Origin of the sequence: Caulobacter vibrioides, assembly GCF_002310375.3 — a bacterium.
GTDB classification, from domain to species: domain Bacteria; phylum Pseudomonadota; class Alphaproteobacteria; order Caulobacterales; family Caulobacteraceae; genus Caulobacter; species Caulobacter vibrioides_D.
Genome location: NZ_CP023315.3, coordinates 3497775 through 3515822 on the forward strand (window position 1 = coordinate 3497775; position 18048 = coordinate 3515822).

The window sequence follows — 18048 nt, forward strand, 5'->3', positions numbered from 1 at the left end:
AGCGCCATCAAGGCGATCGCGCTCTAGACCGATACCCAGGCCGCATCCGAAGCGGGTCACCAGCGCCGTGGCGCGCTGCCGACGCGACCCCGCAAAGCGCCCTGACGGCGGCCCTGGCGGACCAGGATCTCCCGGAGCGACGCGCTCCCTCCCCCACGACATTAAACAGACGTCCGGACACAGACGTTCAGGCAACGGGCGCCCAGTCGGGGCCCAAACGGCGCCCAGGCTGTTACGCATGCGCCGTAAAACCCCAGATTGAATCAAGTCAAAATCAATACACCACAGAAAAGTGGACACAATGTCGCACCCATGGGCTGCGGATGATAAGTCCAGATTTACCTTATTGCTCTAATCGGGACGCCAACATCACCTCAAACTACACAAAACACAGAAATAAAACCGGAGCGCTCTCATGAAATATCTGCTCGCGACCGCCGCTATCGCCCCCCTTTTGATGTTCTCGTCTGCGTACGCCGAAGCGCTGAGCGCTGACGCCGCCGATAGCGCCAAGCCCGCCGCCGCGAAGGCCGAAGAGAGCGCCGGCGCCAAGGCGAACGGCGAGGCGGTGTTCTCGACCGGCGTCGCCAAGGGTCGCGACCGCCTCGACAGCGCAACCTCCACGAGCGCCCTGCGCGCTTCTGAATTCGAGACCTACGGCGCCCGTTCGCTGGGCGAAGTCCTGCGCAACATCCCGGGTATTCGCGCGGAATACGCGATCGGCGAAGGCAACGCGAACTACTCGATCCGCGGCCTGCCGCTGTCGGGCACCGGCTCGAAGTACGTCCAGCTGCAGGAAGAGGGCCTGCCGGTCCTCGAGTTCGGCGACATGTACCAGCTCATCGCTGACATGTTCATGCGCGCCGACCTGAACGTTTCGCAGATCGAGACGATCCGCGGCGGCTCGGCCTCGACCTTCGCGTCGAACTCGCCGGGCGGCGTGATCAACCTGATCTCCAAGACCGGCGACGCCGAAGGCGGCGCAGTCCAGGGCACCTACGGCCTGAACTACGGCGAAAAGCGCCTCGACGGCGACTACGGCGGCAAGATCAGCGACACGCTGCGTTTCCATGTCGGCGGCTTTTACCGCCAGGGCGAAGGCCCCCGTGACGTCGGCTACACCGCCTACAAGGGCGGCCAGATCAAGGCCAACGTCACCAAGACCTTCGACAACGGCTATGTTCGGATCTACGGCAAGTATCTGAACGACCGCACGCCAGCCTACACCTTCATCCCGATCCGGGTCACCGGCACGAACGCCGATCCGACCTTCAGCAGCCCGACCAACTTTAACATCAAGACCGACTCGCTGCTGTCGCCCTACGTCAGCAACGTCGTTCGACTGGACGAAAACAACAACCTTTCCCAAGGCGATCTGCGCGGCGGCCAACATGCCGTGGTCAAGTCGTTGGGCTTCGACGCCCAGTTCGACGTGAACGGCTGGACCATCACCGAGAAGTTCCGCTTCTCGGACGTCGGGGGCGGCACCCAGACCATTCGTCCGATCGCAGTGAACCAGGCGTCGGTTCTGTCGGTGGCCTATGGCGGCCCTGGCACCACGCTCAGCTTCGCCACGGGCCCGCAGGCGGGCCAGGCCATCACCAGCCCGTCAACCCTGAACGGCAACGGTCTGCTGACCTCCTCGCTGCAGCTCGACACCAAGATCAAGAGCCTGGACAACGTCACCAACGACATCCGCGCCAGCCGCGTATGGGACGTCAACGGCGGCGCTCTGACCACGACCGCCGGCTTCTACGCCTCGTCGCAGGACTACGCGACGGACCTGTCGTTCCTCAACGTCCTAGCCAGCGTCGCCGGTGACGGCCAGTCCACCCTGATCAACACCAGGACGGCTGCCGGCGTCGCGTTCACGCAGGATGGCTACGTTTCCTACGGCCTGGGCAACACCTTCCGCCGCAGCTACGACATGAACTACCGCGTCAACGCGCCGTATGCTTCGGTCAACTACCACGTCGGCAAGATCGCCGTCGGCGGCAGCCTGCGCTACGACATGGGCACGGTCCGCGGCACGCTTTTCGGCGCCGAACTGGGCGGCGGTCGTCTGGGCCAAGCGTCCTTCGACATGAACCGTGACGGTACGATTTCGACGGCGGAGACCAAGGTGTCGGTCCTGCCGCTGGGCCAGCCGGGCCATGTCGACTACGACTACAAGTACCTCAGCTACTCGACTGGCGTGAACTATCGCGTCGCCGAGCAACTGGCCGTCTTCGGCCGCTACAGCCGCGGCGGCCGCGCCTCGGCCGACAAGATCCTGTTCACGCCGGCGGTCAACTACAACACCGGCAAGCTGGTCGATGACGAGAGCGCCTATGACACCGTCAAGCAGGCCGAACTTGGCCTGAAGTACCGGATCTCGGGCGTGACCTTCAACGTCACGGGCTTCTCGGCCACGACCGGCGAACGCAACACCCAGATCGTCAGCGGCGCCGACGGCTCGGCGCAGGTCTTGAACATCGTTCGTAGCTACAAGGCCAAGGGCGTCGAGCTGGAAGCAGCCGTTCGCAAGGGCCCGTTCAGCGTGACCGCCGGCGCCACCTATACCGACGCCCAGATCACCAGCGACGCCCAGCGTCCGGAACTCATCGGTAACAAGCCGCGCCACCAGGCCGACTTCATCTACTCGGTGACGCCGCAGGTCGAGCTGAAGTACCTGACCTTCGGCGCGAATGTGATCGGCACCACCAGCAGCTTCGCGCAGGACACCAACCAGCTGAAGCTGCCCGGCTACAGGCTGGTCAACGCCTTCGTCCAGGTCCGTCCGGTCGAGCGCGTGCAGTTGATGCTCAACGTCAACAACCTGTTCAACACGCTGGCCCTGAGCGACTCCGAACAGGCCGCGATCCCGGCCAGCGGCGTCGTGCTCGGCCGCACCTATCTGGGCCGGACCGCTTCGGCGACGCTGCGCTACAGCTTCTAAGACAGAACCGGCCGAGACGTTCACGCGTCTCGGCCACAGCCTTAAAGACGCCGGCGCGGGCTGTCCCGCGCCGGCGTCGGCGTGTCTGGGAGGGGGCATCGCGCCAAACCTCGGGGGAGCCGCTAGAGCCTATCTGGTTTAGATGGAACCATCTAAACCAGATAAACAGGCTCTAAAATCAGATACTTAGAGCCCTTTGAAACGCTTTAGATGATTCCATCTAAAGCTAAAGGGCTCTAGGCGATGGCGGCGCCGCGGGCGTTCGGTCACGCCGACCGTGAAGGCGCGGCAGGTTGTCGCAGGCGAGCTAAGTCTCGCTTCATCTTTTGCGGCGATTTCTGGTTACTCGTCGCATTTCGGGGAATGACCGTGTCCAAAGTTTGCAGCGGCTGCCGGGATGGCCAGGACTTCGAGACCCCCTTCTCGATGGCCTTTCAACCGATCGTCAGTCTGTCGTCCGGCCAGGTTTACGCGCATGAAGCCCTGGCGCGCGGAACCGAGGGCCAGGGCGCGGGGACGGTGCTGTCGACCATTTCGGACCAGAACCGCTATGTGTTCGACCAGCAGTGCCGGGTGAAGGCCATTGAGCTGGCCACGACGCTGGATCTGCCGCAAACCAACGCCCACCTATCGATCAACTTCATGCCGAACGCGGTCTATGAGCCCCGCGCGTGCATTCGCCTGACCCTGGCGACAGCCATGCGCACGGGCTTCCCGCTCAATCGCCTGATCTTCGAATTCACCGAGAACGAGCAGCTGGACATCCAGCATGTGCTCAACATCCTGCGCACCTATCGCGCCATGGGCTTCAAGACCGCCATCGACGATTTCGGGGCGGGCTATGCGGGCCTCAACCTGCTGGCCAAGTACCAGCCCGACATCGTCAAGCTGGACATGGAGCTGATCCGCGACATCGACCGCGATCGCAGCAAGCGGGTGATCGTCTCCAACCTCTTGAAGATGCTGACCGAGCTGGAGATCCTCGCGGTCTGCGAAGGCGTCGAGACGATCGATGAGCTCTCGGCGCTTCGCGATCTGGGCGTCGACTATGTCCAGGGCTACGTGATCGCAAAGCCGGTGTTCCAGGGCCTGGCGGCGCCCGACGTGAGCGCGATCATCGCGGCCGATACGACATCGCCACGTCACAGCGCTCATATCGAGCCCCGAATTTCCGCATGATCGCTTCGTCGTGGACGAAACCCAGCTTCTCGTAGAGGTGAACCGCCGCCGCGCATTTGCGGTTGGTCAGCAGGTAGATCTTGTCCATGCCCAGGCTGGCGGCGCGCTCCAGGGTCTTGGCGAGCAGAAACTCCCCGGCCTTCACCCCGCGCACGCTCTTGAGCACGCCCATCTTCGTCAGCTCGACCCAGCCGTCCTTCGAGACCATCAGCGCGCAGGTCCCGACCACGCCGTGCTCGGCCGTCTCGGCGAACAGCACCACCCCGCCCTTGTCTAGGATCAGCTCGCGCGGCCTCGACAGCAGCGCGATGTCGTTTTCCTCCAGAGCGAACATCTCCTCGATCCACTCAGCGTTGATCCGATAGAAGGCTTCGGCCAGATCGTCGGAGAAGTCGCGCGTCCAGACCAACGGGGCTCCGGCCGCCTGGGCGCGGCCCAGCAACGACCGCTCAGCCAGCCGCGCCTCCACCCTGGCCAGCCCCAGCATGAAGTCCCCCTCCAGCCCCGCCACCAGCTCGGCGGCCGCAGGCTCGATGCGCGGCAGAAGCTCGGCCTGAATCCGCGCCATGAGCGCCCTGCCCTTGTCGGTGAAGGCCAGGCGCTTGGTGCGCTGGTCTCCCGGCGCGCGGCGAACCTCGACGAAGCCGTCCCGCTCCAGCGGACCCAGCGCGCGGGTCACTGTCGGCTGGGCCAGTTGCAGGCGCTCGGCCAGCTCGCCCACCGAGATCGGTTCATGCATGCGGATCGCCAGCAGCAGGGACATCTGCGCCGGCTGGACCGGCAACTCCAACGACCGCGCCACCTCGGCGGCGTCGGCCTGCATCCGCTCGGCCAGACGCTTGAGCCGGCTGCCCAGGAACCCGACACCCAGACCGGCCAGAAGATCCACGTCCATCGCCCGCTCCATTTCATAGCACGCTATATAGCTAGCTATTGAATGACCCAGGACGCAAGCCCTCCTCACACAGATCGTGACGCTTGACGCGCAATCGTTACATTTGTAGCGTATACACGACACAGATCAGTGAGCAGCACCGCATGACCGAACCCTCCGACCTGGAACTGGAAGTGCTCAAGGCGTTCTGGCGCGGTGGCGCGATGAGCGCTCGCGAGGCGCAAGGCCTGATCGAGCCCGAACTAGGCTGGAGCGCCTCGACGACCCGCACCGTGCTGGAGCGGATGGTGGCCAAGGGGCTGCTGATCCGTCGCGCCGTGCACGGCCTGGCGGTCTATGAGGCCAAGAAGGCCAAGGTGGATGTGATCGGCGGGGTGCTGAACCGTCTGCGCGGCCTGCTCGAGATCGATGGCCGCCTCCCCGCCTCGGCCTTCTCAGGCAGCCAGATCCTGTCGGAGACCGAGATCCAGGAACTGGAGGCGCTGCTGAACGCCAAGACGCCCGTCGATGGAGAGGCCAAGTGATGCACCCGCTTTTCGCGTCCGCCGCCCTCGGCCTCGTCGCCGCCTGGCCCGCCAGCGGCCTGGGCTGGCTGCTGGGCAAGGCCGCCGATCGCCTGACCGACGACCCGGCCCTGCGCACCGCAGCCTGGAACCGCGCCGTGGCCCTACCGCCAGCGCTGCTGGGCCTGATGACGGGCATCTCGCTACTGCCAGAAGAAGCAACGACGCCGGTCTATAGTGTGGTCGCCAGCACAAAGGCGGCCGCCACCGCCGGCGCCGTCGTAAACGACGCAACCGCGCGCATCGCATCCAACCTCAACACGGTCGAGACCGCCGCCGCCCTGCTGATCCTGGGCGCCGCCGGCGGCCTGGCGGTCGCGACCGTCCGGCAGGTGATCGGCCGGGCCAGGCTGGCGCGCATCGTCCGTGACGCCCGGCCCGCCGAAACGGACCTGGCCCTGGCCATTGGCGCGGCCGCCCGCCGCCTGGACACGGGCCACCCCGAGGTGCGGATCAGCGATCGGATCGACCAGCCGCTGCTGGCGGGCCTGACGAGGCCGGTCATCCTGCTGCCTCGTGACCTGGTCGAACGCCTGCCAATTGAGCGTCTGGTTCCGATCTGCGCTCATGAGCTGGGCCACCTGAAGCGCGGCGACAACTGGCGGCTGCTGTTCGAGCACCTGGTGGGCGGCCTCTTCTGGATGGTCCCACCGTTCGCCGTGCTGCGCGCCCGAGCCGCCGCCGCCCGCGAGGAACTCTGCGACGCCTTGGCCCTGACTGGCGCAACGCCCGAAGTCCGTCGCGGCTACGCTGAGAGCCTGCTCGCGGTGCTGCGCGCCCACGCTGCTCCAACCCTGCACCCCGCCTTCACCGGCAAAGGAAGGAAACCCACCGCCATGCGCCTGAAAGCCATCACCGATCCGCACCCCGCCGCCGGCTGGGGTCGCAAGGCCCTTCTGGGCGCGACGACCGCCCTCGTCGTCGCCGCCACCGGCGCGACTTCGATGGCCCTGGCGCAGCAAGACCGTGGCGGCGCAAGCGTGCGAAGCCAACTGATCGCGACAAACGAAAACAAGTCCGTGACGATCACGGCGGACACGGTCTGGATGGATCGCGCCGAAACGGACGGCAACGCTCTACGGCTCCCCGGCGGTCAGACGGCGACCTATGTCGGCGATATCGAGATCCGCGGCCGATTGGGCGAGAACGCTATCATCCTCCTCAACGGGTCCGCCGCCCCTGCAGGCTTCGACCCCACCCGCCTGGAGAGGGGCGCCATCAAGCGACTGGAAGTGAAAAGCTGGCAGGAGCAAGATCGGGTGATGAACAGCTTCAACGTCGTCATGAACGCTAGGCCCTGACGAAAAGGTCGCGAATGACACCGGTGGACAAAGCCGGACTCAGTCGTCATTTTCAGCCCTGACCTAAAGGGCGGCGCCCATAACGCCGCCCACGCCTGTCGGGGATGGAACATGTTCAGCCGCCACCTTCGCGCCGCTGCGGGCGCTCTCGCCCTGACGCTCGCCGCCGCCCCCGCCCTGGCCGGCGACGTCACGGCCTTTCCCGGCGCTGAGGGTGCGGGACGCCTCAGCCTTGGCGGGCGCGGCGGGGCGGTGTTGCGGGTCACCAACCTGAACGACTCCGGCCCGGGCTCCCTGCGCGCCGCGGTCGAGGCCAAGGGGCCGCGCACGGTCGTCTTCGACGTCGCCGGCACGATCCCGCTGAAGTCGCCGCTGAAGATCAGCAACCCGCGTATCACCATCGCCGGCCAGACCGCGCCCGGCGGCGGGATCACCCTGCGCGACCAGACCCTGGTGGTCGGCGCCGATGACGTCGTGATCCGCTTCATCCGCTCGCGCCTGGGCGCCGAGAGCAAGATCGAGGGCGACGCGATCTGGATCAGTGGCGGCCGACGGATCATCCTTGACCACGTCTCGGCCAGCTGGTCGGTGGACGAGACGCTGTCGGCCTCGGCCCGCTACGGCGAGCCGGGCCAAGGCTTCCATGACCTGACGGTCCAGTGGTCGATCATCGCCGAGAGCCTGGCGCGCTCGATCCACGTCAAGGGCGACCACGGCTATGGCAGCCTGATCCGGGGCGGCCAGGGCAGCAAGATCAGCTTCCATCACAATCTGTGGGCCAACCACATCGCCCGCATGCCGCGCCCGGGCAACTATGACGGGCCCGACAAGGATCCCGTCGGCCCGCTGTTCGATTTCCGCTCCAACGTCTTCTACAACTGGGGCAAGGGCTATGCCGGCTACAACGCCGACAAGGCTGCGCGGGCGGCCTACAACTTCGTCGACAACGCCTATGTGCCCGGCCCCGACACCGGCAAGCGCGTGATCTTCCAGGAGAGCAATCTGGAGGCCAAGGGCTACTTCGCCGGCAACAGCATGGACGGGGTGGTTCCGGCCGATCCCTGGAGCCTGGTGACCTTCACGATCCCCGAGCCCGCCGGCTATCGTCTCGCCGCGCCGCTGGACGTCGCGCCCGTCACGCCAGAGAGCGCCGACAAGGCCTATGAGCGCGTCCTGGCCGACGCCGGCGCCTCGGTGTGGCGCGATCCCGTCGACCGGCGGATTGTCGAGGGCGTGCGCTCTCGCCAGGGCAAGGTGATCAACACGGAGGCCGATGTCGGCGGCTGGCCGGAGCTGCCCGCCGGCAAGGCGCTGCCCGACACTGACGGCGACGGCATGCCCGACGCCTGGGAGACGGCGCGTGGTCTCAATCCGAAAAGCCCGGACGGCGCGATCCTGGCCAAGGACGGCTCGGGCTGGACCAACCTGGAGCTCTACCTGGCGGACGCGGCGAAGGTTCGGGGCTGAATATGAAAAAGGGCGGATGTGGCCCATCCGCCCTTTGACAGGCCTCCTTTCGGAGGCAAGGACTTGCGTCCAGCGGCCTCTAGGGCCGTGTCCGAGACTTAGGCCCAAAAGCGCCAAAAATCAAGGTTCTTCGCGCGGAAGGTCCGGCGGAAGGGTCAGCGACGCCTCCATGATCCTATGCAAGGCGCGCCGAACCCGCTTGCCGATTTCGTGCATGTCGCCATCGCCGAGGACCGGAAACCGTGGATGTCCGTAGATGTCGGTCATCGGCCGCAACCGCTCCGACGCGACGGTATAGATGTGATGACAGACCACCCATGAGGGCAGGTTCGGCTTCTTGGGATTGGGATTGCGCGTCAAGGCGTGGGCGTAGACGTCGCCGGTATGGTCGACGGTCGTCATCGGTACGACAAGATGGGGGCGATCCAGCTTGTGTCCCGAACGGATCACAACGGCGGGATGCACGTCATCGAACTCCGGCAGGACGTTCGAGATCGCAAAATCGCACCAGTAGACTTGCCCGAAGCGCGGAACACTCTTGAGCAGGAGGGGCGGCTTGGGCGGCTTGTCGTGCATTTCTGGGTCGCGGGCGGCGGAAGATTAACCCTAGATTGCACTTCAAGTTCCCGCAACCGGCGCCGGCGTGACCACTTTGCCCCTCCGCGCGCTTTCCGCTAGAAGCCGCCCCATGTCGCACAACACCTTTGGTCACCTGTTCCGCGTCACCACCTGGGGCGAGAGCCACGGCCCGGCGCTCGGCTGCGTCGTCGACGGCTGCCCTCCCGGGATCGCGCTGACGGCGGAGATGATCCAGGCGTTCCTCGACAAGCGCCGCCCGGGGAACGGCAAGTTCGTCACCCAGCGCCAGGAGCCGGACGCGGTGCGAATCCTGTCGGGCGTGTTCGAGGACGAGCGCTCGAACGGCCAGCGCACCACGGGCACGCCGATCAGCCTGATGATCGAGAACACCGACCAGCGCAGCAAGGACTATTCGGAGATCGCCCAGGCTTTCCGGCCGGGCCACGCCGACTACGCCTATTTCGCCAAGTACGGCGTGCGCGACTATCGCGGTGGCGGGCGTAGCTCGGCCCGCGAGACCGCCGCGCGGGTGGCGGCGGGCGCTGTGGCCCGGCTGATCATCCCCGGCGTGACGGTGCGCGCCGCCCTCGTCCAGATCGGGCCGCACAAGATCGACCGCTCCAACTGGGACTGGTCGCAGACCGAGCAGAACCCCTACTGGTCTCCCGACGCGGCCATCGTGCCGGTCTGGGAGGAGCACCTCGAGAAGATCCGCAAGGCCGGCTCGTCCACCGGCGCCGTGGTCGAGGTCGAGGCCGTCGGCGTGCCGGCCGGCTGGGGCGCGCCGCTCTATGGCAAGCTGGACGCCGAACTGGCCGCCGCCCTGATGTCGATCAACGCCGCCAAGGGCGTGGAGATCGGCGACGGCTTCGACAGCGCCGCCCTGACCGGCGAGGACAACGCCGACACCCTGCGGATGGGAGCGGACGGGGAGCCCGTGTTCCAGTCCAACCACGCCGGTGGGATCCTGGGCGGCATCTCCACGGGCCAGCCCCTCGTCGCGCGCGTGGCCTTCAAGCCGACCTCGTCGATCCTGATCCCGCGCGAGACGGTCAACGAGGCCGGCGAGGAGATCGAGCTGCGCACCAAGGGCCGCCATGATCCGTGCGTGGGCATTCGCGGCGTGCCGGTGGTGGAGGCCATGACGGCCTGCGTGCTCGCCGACGCCTTCCTGCGCCATCGCGGCCAAACCGGTGGCGGCAGCTTCCGGCTCGGCGCGAACTAGCACTCGGGAAACTTGTGAAGCCAAGATCAGCCGGCAAGGGTCCGCGTACCCGATATGACCGGGGTGGCGGCTTGACCAGCGACCGAGCCTCCGAGTAAGCCTCCGATCTAGGTAAACGATTGCAGCGGATTACGCTCGCATAGATTGCAGGGTGCGCGGCGGCGGGGAGGCTTGGCGTGCGGTTCGACCTCCTTAAAATTCTGCTGGTTGAAGACAACCAGCACATGCGCATTCTGCTGATCGAGATGCTTCGTGCGATCGGCGTACGCTATATCCATGAAGCGGCGGACGGCGCCGAAGCGCTGACCACAATGCGCTCGACCCATATCGATGTGGTGTTGACGGACCTGTCGATGAGCGGCCTCGACGGAGTCGAGTTCGTGCACCTGCTGCGCCGGTCGCCCGACAGCCCCAACCCGTTCTGCCCGATCGTGATGATCACCGGCCACTCGACCGAGCGTCGGGTTCGCGAAGCCCGCGACGCGGGGGTCAATGAGTTCCTCGCCAAGCCGATCACCGCGCGCGGGCTGGTGCACCGCCTGACCCTGCTGATCGAGAACCCGCGCCCCTTCGTCCGGGCCGGAGACTACTTCGGCCCCGATCGCCGCCGCCGCGACGATCCGCGCTATCAGGGTCCCCGGCGCCGCGCCGAGGACGCCAGCCCGTTCTATCTTGACGACCTGGATTCCGAACGCGGCCATCCGACACGCAGACTGTAAACCTTTGCGGGTCTACAAGATGGTGAACAGCGCTTTACGAGCTCCGCCATGACCCTCCGCCGCCTCGTCCCGATCGCTCTCGTCCTGGGGGGTCTTTCCCTCACTCAAACCGGATGCCTGGCCGCTGCGGCCGTGGGCACGGTCGCTGGCACGGCGATCGGCGTCACCGGCGCGGTTGTCGGCGGCGCGGCCAAGGTCGGGGGCAAGGCCGTGGTCGCCACAGGGAAAGCGATCATCCCGGGCGACGGCGACAAGAACGATCTGGCCGAGCGCCGCGACGAAGAAGAGTAGGTCTCTCTAGAGCGCCAGCGAGCAGGTCTCGCCGATCGTCGGGCGCGAGAGCACGATCCGCGACAGCCCGGGAAAGCGCGTCTTCAATCGCTCGGCGAAGTAAAGGCACAGGCGCTCCAGAGTCGGGACCTCCAGGCCAGCCTTGTCATTCAACAGGCCGTGATCCAACTCGGCCGCGACAGCCTTGAGGGCGACGTCCAGCGTATCCAGATCGGCCACCCAGCCCGCGTCCAGCATCTCGCCGCGCACGCTGGCCTCGACCTTGAACGAATGACCGTGCAGACGGCGATAGCGATGGTCCGACGGACCTTGCTCGATATAGTGAGCCGCGTCGAAAAACGCGGCCTTCGTGATCTCGAAGACGGGCTTCATCAGTGACTTCTTTTGACTAGGCCTGGGAGGCTCTAGCGCAACGACCCTGTCACCAAGTCGAGCGCCTTATCCGTCAGGGCAGGCCGAGATATTTGTGCGTTTGGACGCTTAAACGCCATTGTGGGTGCGAAAGGCAATAGGCCACGGCCAATTGCGTGTTTACGTCGCGGTCCGGACCGTCCATCGGCTGCAGGTAGAACCGCTCGAAATCCAGGTCCGCGAACCGTTCGGGCATGGCCTTTTCCTGCGGGAAAACGAGCTTCAGCTCTTGGCCCGAGGTCTGAACGACAGGCGCATCGGCCTTGGGGCTGACGCAGATCCAGTCGACCCCGGCCGGCGCCTGGATTGTGCCGTTGGTCTCGACCGCGATCTGGAAGCCGCGCGCGTGCAGCGCGGCGATGGCGCCCGCGTCCAGTTGCAGGAAAGGCTCGCCGCCGGTGCAGACCACCAGGCGATCGTCCGGGCCACCGGTCCACTGAGCCTCGACCGCCGCCGCCAGATCCTCGGCGGTCGCGAACTTGCCGCCGTTCTCGCCGTCGGTTCCCACGAAGTCGGTGTCGCAGAAGGTGCAGACCGCCTTGGCGCGGTCCTGCTCACGGCCGCTCCAGAGATTGCAGCCCGAGAACCGGCAGAACACAGCGGCCTTGCCCGCCTGCCCGCCCTCGCCCTGCAAGGTGAGGAAGATCTCCTTGACCGAATAGGTCATTGGGCCAGCGCCTCGCGGCCCGCCGCGTCCCATTCGACATAGCCCTTCTCGCGCAACTCGCACGCAGGGCATGTGCCGCATCCGTGGCCCCAGGCATGCAGCTCGCCGCGTTCGCCTTGGTAGCAGGTATGGCTTTCCTCGACGATCAGCCCGACCAGATCTTCACCGCCCAATTGTTTGGAGAGACCCCAGGTCTGGGCCTTGGTCAGCCACATCAGCGGCGTCTCGATGCGAAAGTCGCGGTCCATGCCCAGGTTCAGCGCGGCCTGCATCGCGTCCAGCGTGGCCCGCCTGCAGTCGGGATAGCCGGAGAAGTCAGTCTCGCACATGCCGCCCACCAGATGGTCGATCCCCCGCCGGTCGGCCAGGGCCGCCGCGTAGGTCAGGAACACGAGGTTGCGCCCCGGCACGAAGGTCGAGGGCAGCCCCCGCTCGGTCATCTCGATGGCGCGATCTGCAGTCAGCGCCGACTGCGCCACCGCGCCGAAACTGCGGATGTCCAGAACGTGGTCTTCGCCGAGCCGTCCAGCCCAGTCCGGGAAGCGCGCCGCGATCTCGCGCCGCACCGCCTGACGCGCCTGCATCTCGATGGCGTGACGCTGACCGTAGTCGAAGCCGACGGTCTCGACGCGATCATAGCGCTCCAGGGCCCAGGCCAGGCAAACGCTGCTGTCCTGGCCGCCGGAGAACAGAACCAGGGCCGCTTGGCGCTCACGGGGGCTCATGCGGGCCTCTCGATGTCCATGGAAAGGGGAAACATGGCCCCTCCTCTACACGAGCCGAGCCGCCCCCGGAACCGCCCCCCGCACAGCCTCGCGACTCGGTGGATACTCAGCTCACGAAAAGAAATGAACTCTTTCGCCCACGAAATAACACCAGAGCCCGTTCTGAATGGACCAATTTCGAGATCGGACCGGAAACTTCCGCAAGGGAAATCACAAACCGATCCTTCTAATCGCGCGGAAACTTACCCGCGCCAGGAGAACATGACCCCCAGGAAAGTGAAAAGGCGTAACCTATCGCTGTTCACTTACGTTCTGGCCAGTTGACAGCCCTCAAACGCAAGTATGCAATCTCTGAATGCTGCGAGGGGCTCGCCGTACGCCCACGCGGTGAAAATAGTACGGCGCCGAGGAAACATCGACGCTCGCAGGCTCCACCCATAAGGCGCCGCTTGCGTTCAGGGAGGGAATTCAATGTCGCAAACTCTGCGTATGCGGAGCCTGTTAGTCATGGGCGCTTCGGCGGTCGCGATCTCCGGCTTCGCTGTCCCCGCGTTCGCCAAGCAGGCCAGGCCCGCTCAACAGAACACCACTGTCATCGAAGAACTGGTCGTCACCGCCCAGAAGAAGGAAGAAGCGCTTCAGGACGTGCCGATCGCGGTTTCGGCCTTCAGCCAGGACACTCTGGAAGCCCAGAAGATCGACGGCGGCCCCAACCTGCAGCTGGCGATTCCGAACGTCACCTTCGCCAAGAGCAACTTCACCAACAGCTTCAACTTCCAGATCCGCGGCATCGGCGCCAAGGCTGTCGGCGCTTCGGCCGACCAAGGCGTCGGCGTCCACATGAACAACGCCCCTCAGCAATCGGGCAATCTGTTCGAAGCCGAGTTCTACGACGTCGAGCGCGTCGAGGTGCTGCGCGGTCCGCAAGGCACGCTGTACGGGCGCAACGCCACCGGCGGCGTGGTCAACGTGATCACCGCCAAGCCGACCGACATGTTCGAGGCGAACGTGCGCGCCGAATACGGCAACTTCAACTCGATGAAGCTCCGCGGCATGGTGAACGTGCCGATCTTCGGCGACAAGCTGGCCGTGCGCCTCGCCGGCACCACCCTGAAGCGCGATGGCTTCGTCACCAACACCTTCAATGGCCACAAGGTCGACGACCGGGATCTGTACTCGACCCGCGTCCAGGTGATGTTCAATCCCACCGAGAAGCTACGCACCAACTTCCTCTGGGAACGGTTCCACGAGGACGACAGCCGCGCCCGCACCGGCAAGCAGCTCTGCACCAAGGATAACGGCCCGGCTACGGTGGGCGGCGTGCCCACCGGCGCGTCCCGCGTCTTCCTGACCCAGGGCTGCGTCTCCGCCTCGCTCTACACCCCGGCCGCCTACGGCACGCTGAACACCTCGGGCTCTCTGACGGGCCTGCTCGGCAATATCTTCGGCTTCACCTCGGGTGACGTGAACGCCGGCGACACCACCTCGACCAATCTGCGCGAGATCGAAACCGCGCTGGATCCGATCTACCAGTCGAAGTCCAACACCTACCAGTTCACCCTGAACTACGACATCACCGACGAGCTGACCTTCACGGCGATGACCTCGTACGGCAAGGGCGACGTCTGGACCAAGCAGGACTACAACCGCAACGTCGCGACGGTGCCGTTCAACAACACGCCCTTCACGCCGGGCGGCTTCTTCACCGACCCGCAAGTCGGGCGGACCAACAAGTTCACCACCATCGACGTCTCGTCGGGCCGCTCTGAGCAGTTCAGCCAGGAGTTCCGCCTGCAGTCGGCGTTCGACGGCCCGCTGAACTTCACGGTCGGCGGCATCCACTTCACCTACCGGACGCTGACCGACTACTATGTGATCGGTAACTCGCTGACGCTGTCGTCGCTGGCGCTGAACTTCTCGAACACGGGCAATCCCAACTGTAATCCGGCGACCACCGCCCGCTGCATCGGGATTGACACCTCGGCCGATCCGACCGGCGACGGCCACAACTACTATTTGAACCGCACGCCCTATAATCTGGTCTCGGACGCGCTGCTGGGCGAGGTGTACTATCAGGTCAACGACGACCTGAAGTTCACCCTGGGCCTGCGCCAGACTCGCGACAAGAAGGCGGTCAAGAACTACTCGACCGTGCTTCTGGCGCCCGGCTATGGCCTGACCTTGAACCCGGCGAACCCCGACCAGCGCGCGCGCTTCAACGAGACGACCGGTCGCGCCGGCTTCGACTACAAGGCCCGCCTCGGCTTCACCGACGACACCCTGATCTACGCCTTCTATTCGAAGGGCTATAAGGGCGGCGGCATCAACCCCGGCGTGCCGGCCAACTCGATCGGCATCCAGCAGACCTTCGATCCGGAGTTCGTCAACGCGATCGAAGTCGGCACCAAGAACACGATGCTGGGCGGCAGCCTGCTCTTCAACGCGACCGCCTTCTCGTACGACTACAAGGGGTACCAGATCTCGAAGATCGTGAACCGCACGTCGGTGAACGAGAACGTCGACGCCAAGGTCCACGGCTTCGAACTGGAGTCCATCTGGTCGCCGGTCCGCAACCTGCGCCTGAACGCCAACGTCGGTTACCTGAAGACGAAGATCGGCGCCGGCGTCAGCTCGATCGACACCATGAACCGCACCCAGTCGAACGCGGCCTATACGGTGGTGAAGGTTGGTCCGAACGCCTCGTCGGTCGGCGCCAACTGCGTGCTCAGCACCGCCGGCGTCGCCACGATCCTCGGCGCCGGCGCGGGGGCGACCTTGCCCTTCGCCTGCTCCGGCGCGGCCGCCTATCAGGGCTTCCTGGCGGCTCCGGCCGCAGCCGGCGGCGCGGGTCTTCCGGCGGCCACGGCGGCGTTCCTCGCCAACGGGGTCGGGCTCTACACCTACGGCTCGGGCTTCTCGATCGAAGGCACGGCGGCCGATCTTTCCGGCAATGAGCTGCCCAACTCCCCGCACTGGACCACCTCGGTGGGCGCTCAGTACACGTTCGAGCTGTCCGGCGGCTGGTCGGCGACGCTGCGCGGCGACTACTACCGCCAGAGCAAGCAGTTCGCCCGCGTCTACAACACCACCTACGACCAGCTGAAGTCCTGGGACAACGGCAACATCACCCTGAAGGTCGAAAAGCCCGAGTGGGGTGTCTCCATCGACGCCTATGTCAAGAACATCGGCAACAAGACGCCGATCGTCGACGCCTACACCACCGATGACAGCTCAGGCCTGTTCACCAACGTGATCACCGCCGAGCCTCGCCTCTACGGGATCGCGATCACCAAGTCCTGGTAGACCCGAAGACGAGAAACCGAAGGAGGGACGGCGGATCATCCGCCGTCCCTTTTTCGCGCCCTGGCCCACAATCGAGCCTGCCTCAAGGCATCACCGCGATGAGAGCGACGCCCGCTTAACGACTCCGCAAGGGCGAGCAAGGCAAGTTGCAAGCCCCAAGCCGTTGACGAAGCGCCGTATGGAAACGCTTTCCCGTCTGATCGAACACCTCGCGCCCATCGCGCCGGCCACGCCGAGCGCGACCGTGGCGGCGATGTTCGACGCCGATCCGACCATCGCCGCGCTGGCCGTGGTCGACGACGGCTCGCCTTTGGGCCTGGTCTACCGAGACGTTCTGCAAGGCATGATGCGGGTCGCGGGCCCCGCTCTGGCCAATCGTCCGATCACCGAGATCATGGACGCCAAGCCCCGCACGGTGCCCGTCGGCACCGACCCCAACACCTTCGTCAACGCGCTCGCCGACAGCCCCACCCCGATCTTCCGCACCGCCTACGTCGCGGTCGACGCCGAAGGACGCTACGCCGGCGTGGGCGGGCTTGCGTCGCTGCTGGCCTCTCACCGACGCCGCCAGCGCGAGGCGAGCGACGCCATGGCCATGGTCGAGCGGATGGCCGTCGACATCGGCGCGCATCTTGACGGTGTGCTGGCCATCACCGAACGCCTTGAGCAGCAACGCCTGACGCCGGACGCCGCCGCCTTCGTCCGAGCCATCGGCGACACCAGCCGCGACATGGGCGAAACGGTCGGACGCGCCGTGGACCTCAATCGCGCGATCAATGGCGGCCTCACGATGAGCCCCGCCCCGACGCGGCTACGGGATTTCGCCGACGCCGTCGAAGCGCGCTGGGCCAGCCGGGCCAGTGAAGGCGGCTCCACCCTTCTGGTCTCCTACGACGGCGATCCTGAGTGCGGCGTTGAGATCGACGGCGAGCGCCTGTTGCAGGTGATCGACATCCTGGTCGAGAACGCGCTCTCGGCCGGACGCGGCATGATCGAGGTCCGCGCCTCCGCACGGTGCGAGGGCGGCGAGATCATGCTGGACTGCCAGCTTCGCGACAACGCCGGCGGGCACGCCCAAGACCGGCTCCAACGCGTCAACGATCCTCTGGGCGCTGTGGGTACGCAGGACCGTAGCGAGATGGCGCTGGGCGTCGGCCTCGCGCTTGCTCACCGCGTCGTTCGGGCGATGGGCGGCCGACTGGTCGCCGAGGCCAATCGCGGCGCGGGCCTTACGGTCGGGTTCAGCCTGGCGTTGACCCCAGCCGCCGCTGAAGCCGTCACCCAGGACCTCCCCGAGCCCGTCGGGGGCCGCTCGGCGCATATCCTCATCGTCGATGACAACGCCACCAATCGCATGGTCGCCGAAGCGCTGTGCGACATGTTCGAGTGCACCTCGGAACAGGCCGTCGACGGCGTGGAAGCGGTTGAGATGGCCCGTAGCGGCCGCTTCGACCTCATCCTGATGGACATTAAGATGCCGCGCATGGACGGTGTGGCCGCGACGCGCGCCATCCGCGAGTTGGGCGGTCGCTCCGGCTCGGCGCCGATCGTGGCCCTGACCGCCAACGCCGACCCGGCCGACGTCCAGACCTATCTGGCCGCGGGCATGCAGGATGTCGTCGAGAAGCCGATCAAGCCTGAGCGCCTGGCTCTGGTGCTGAACAACCTGTTGGCCAGCGACGTCGAAGACAGCGCCGAAGCCGCCGCCTAGAGCCTGCCTGGTTTAGATGGAACCATCTAAACCAGATAAACAGGCTATAAGATCAAACACTTAGAGCCCTTTCA

The 18048-nt window shown here is 65.8% G+C and carries 15 protein-coding genes; 10 read left to right on the plus strand and 5 right to left on the minus strand.

Annotated features, from left to right (window positions below):
• Positions 1–415 precede the first annotated feature (415 nt).
• Both CA606_RS16445 and CA606_RS16450 read left to right on the plus strand, forming a co-directional pair.
• Positions 416–2938, plus strand: coding sequence for a TonB-dependent receptor domain-containing protein (locus CA606_RS16445; protein ID WP_096053557.1), 2523 nt, complete (start codon positions 416–418; stop codon positions 2936–2938).
• Positions 2939–3301: 363 nt separating this feature from the next.
• Positions 3302–4117, plus strand: a complete 816-nt coding sequence (locus tag CA606_RS16450) for an EAL domain-containing protein (RefSeq protein ID WP_096053556.1) — start codon at positions 3302–3304, stop codon at positions 4115–4117.
• On the opposite strand, the gene CA606_RS16455 is transcribed toward CA606_RS16450, so the two are convergent.
• Positions 4053–5012, minus strand: coding sequence for a bifunctional helix-turn-helix transcriptional regulator/GNAT family N-acetyltransferase (locus tag CA606_RS16455; protein ID WP_096053555.1), 960 nt, complete (start codon positions 5010–5012; stop codon positions 4053–4055). The two genes, CA606_RS16450 and CA606_RS16455, sit on opposite strands and share 65 nt — an antisense overlap.
• Before the next feature lie 143 nt (positions 5013–5155).
• On the opposite strand from CA606_RS16455, the gene CA606_RS16460 reads away from it, so the two are divergent.
• The 3 genes from CA606_RS16460 to CA606_RS16470 all read left to right on the plus strand — a co-directional run bounded on the left by CA606_RS16460 (position 5156) and on the right by CA606_RS16470 (position 8343).
• Complete coding sequence (locus CA606_RS16460; RefSeq protein ID WP_096053554.1) at positions 5156–5536, plus strand: BlaI/MecI/CopY family transcriptional regulator; 381 nt, start codon at positions 5156–5158, stop codon at positions 5534–5536.
• Positions 5533–6876: a M56 family metallopeptidase gene (locus CA606_RS16465; RefSeq protein WP_096053553.1), complete on the plus strand. Its 1344-nt coding sequence runs from the start codon at positions 5533–5535 to the stop codon at positions 6874–6876. Before CA606_RS16460 ends, CA606_RS16465 begins: the two co-directional genes overlap by 4 nt.
• Positions 6877–6987: 111 nt before the next feature.
• Positions 6988–8343 carry a pectate lyase family protein gene (locus CA606_RS16470; protein ID WP_096053552.1) on the plus strand — a complete coding sequence of 452 codons (1356 nt, stop codon included), beginning with the start codon at positions 6988–6990 and terminating at the stop codon, positions 8341–8343.
• Between the two features lie 120 nt (positions 8344–8463).
• On the opposite strand, the gene CA606_RS16475 is transcribed toward CA606_RS16470, so the two are convergent.
• Positions 8464–8919: a type II toxin-antitoxin system PemK/MazF family toxin gene (locus CA606_RS16475; protein ID WP_096053551.1), complete on the minus strand. Its 456-nt coding sequence runs from the start codon at positions 8917–8919 to the stop codon at positions 8464–8466.
• 112 nt (positions 8920–9031) lie between these two features.
• On the opposite strand from CA606_RS16475, the gene aroC reads away from it, so the two are divergent.
• The 3 genes from aroC to CA606_RS16490 all read left to right on the plus strand — a co-directional run bounded on the left by aroC (position 9032) and on the right by CA606_RS16490 (position 11157).
• Positions 9032–10147 (plus strand): chorismate synthase, encoded by a 1116-nt coding sequence (gene aroC, locus CA606_RS16480; protein ID WP_096053550.1) that lies wholly within the window; start codon positions 9032–9034, stop codon positions 10145–10147.
• 176 nt (positions 10148–10323) lie between these two features.
• The gene (locus CA606_RS16485) at positions 10324–10866 is read left to right on the plus strand and encodes a response regulator (protein WP_096053549.1); all 543 of its coding nucleotides are present in this window, start codon (positions 10324–10326) and stop codon (positions 10864–10866) included.
• A gap of 48 nt (positions 10867–10914) precedes the next feature.
• Positions 10915–11157, plus strand: coding sequence for a hypothetical protein (locus tag CA606_RS16490; RefSeq protein ID WP_096053548.1), 243 nt, complete (start codon positions 10915–10917; stop codon positions 11155–11157).
• A gap of 6 nt (positions 11158–11163) precedes the next feature.
• Here the strand turns inward: CA606_RS16490 and CA606_RS16495 are convergent, their stop codons facing one another.
• The 3 genes from CA606_RS16495 to queC form a co-directional block, all read right to left on the minus strand.
• The gene (locus CA606_RS16495) at positions 11164–11529 is read right to left on the minus strand and encodes a 6-carboxytetrahydropterin synthase (RefSeq protein ID WP_096053547.1); all 366 of its coding nucleotides are present in this window, start codon (positions 11527–11529) and stop codon (positions 11164–11166) included.
• 73 nt (positions 11530–11602) lie between these two features.
• Entirely contained in the window at positions 11603–12235 is a 633-nt protein-coding gene (queE, locus tag CA606_RS16500; protein WP_096053546.1) for a 7-carboxy-7-deazaguanine synthase, read from the minus strand.
• Complete coding sequence (gene queC / locus CA606_RS16505; RefSeq protein ID WP_096053545.1) at positions 12232–12960, minus strand: 7-cyano-7-deazaguanine synthase QueC; 729 nt, start codon at positions 12958–12960, stop codon at positions 12232–12234. The genes queE and queC overlap by 4 nt, the downstream gene beginning before the upstream one ends.
• A 471-nt stretch (positions 12961–13431) precedes the next feature.
• Here queC and CA606_RS16510 point away from each other — a divergent pair, with 471 nt between their 5' ends.
• Positions 13432–16263, plus strand: a complete 2832-nt coding sequence (locus tag CA606_RS16510; RefSeq protein WP_096053544.1) for a TonB-dependent receptor — start codon at positions 13432–13434, stop codon at positions 16261–16263.
• A 178-nt stretch (positions 16264–16441) separates the two neighbouring features.
• Positions 16442–17974 carry a response regulator gene (locus tag CA606_RS16515; protein WP_096053543.1) on the plus strand — a complete coding sequence of 511 codons (1533 nt, stop codon included), beginning with the start codon at positions 16442–16444 and terminating at the stop codon, positions 17972–17974.
• Positions 17975–18048 lie beyond the last annotated feature (74 nt).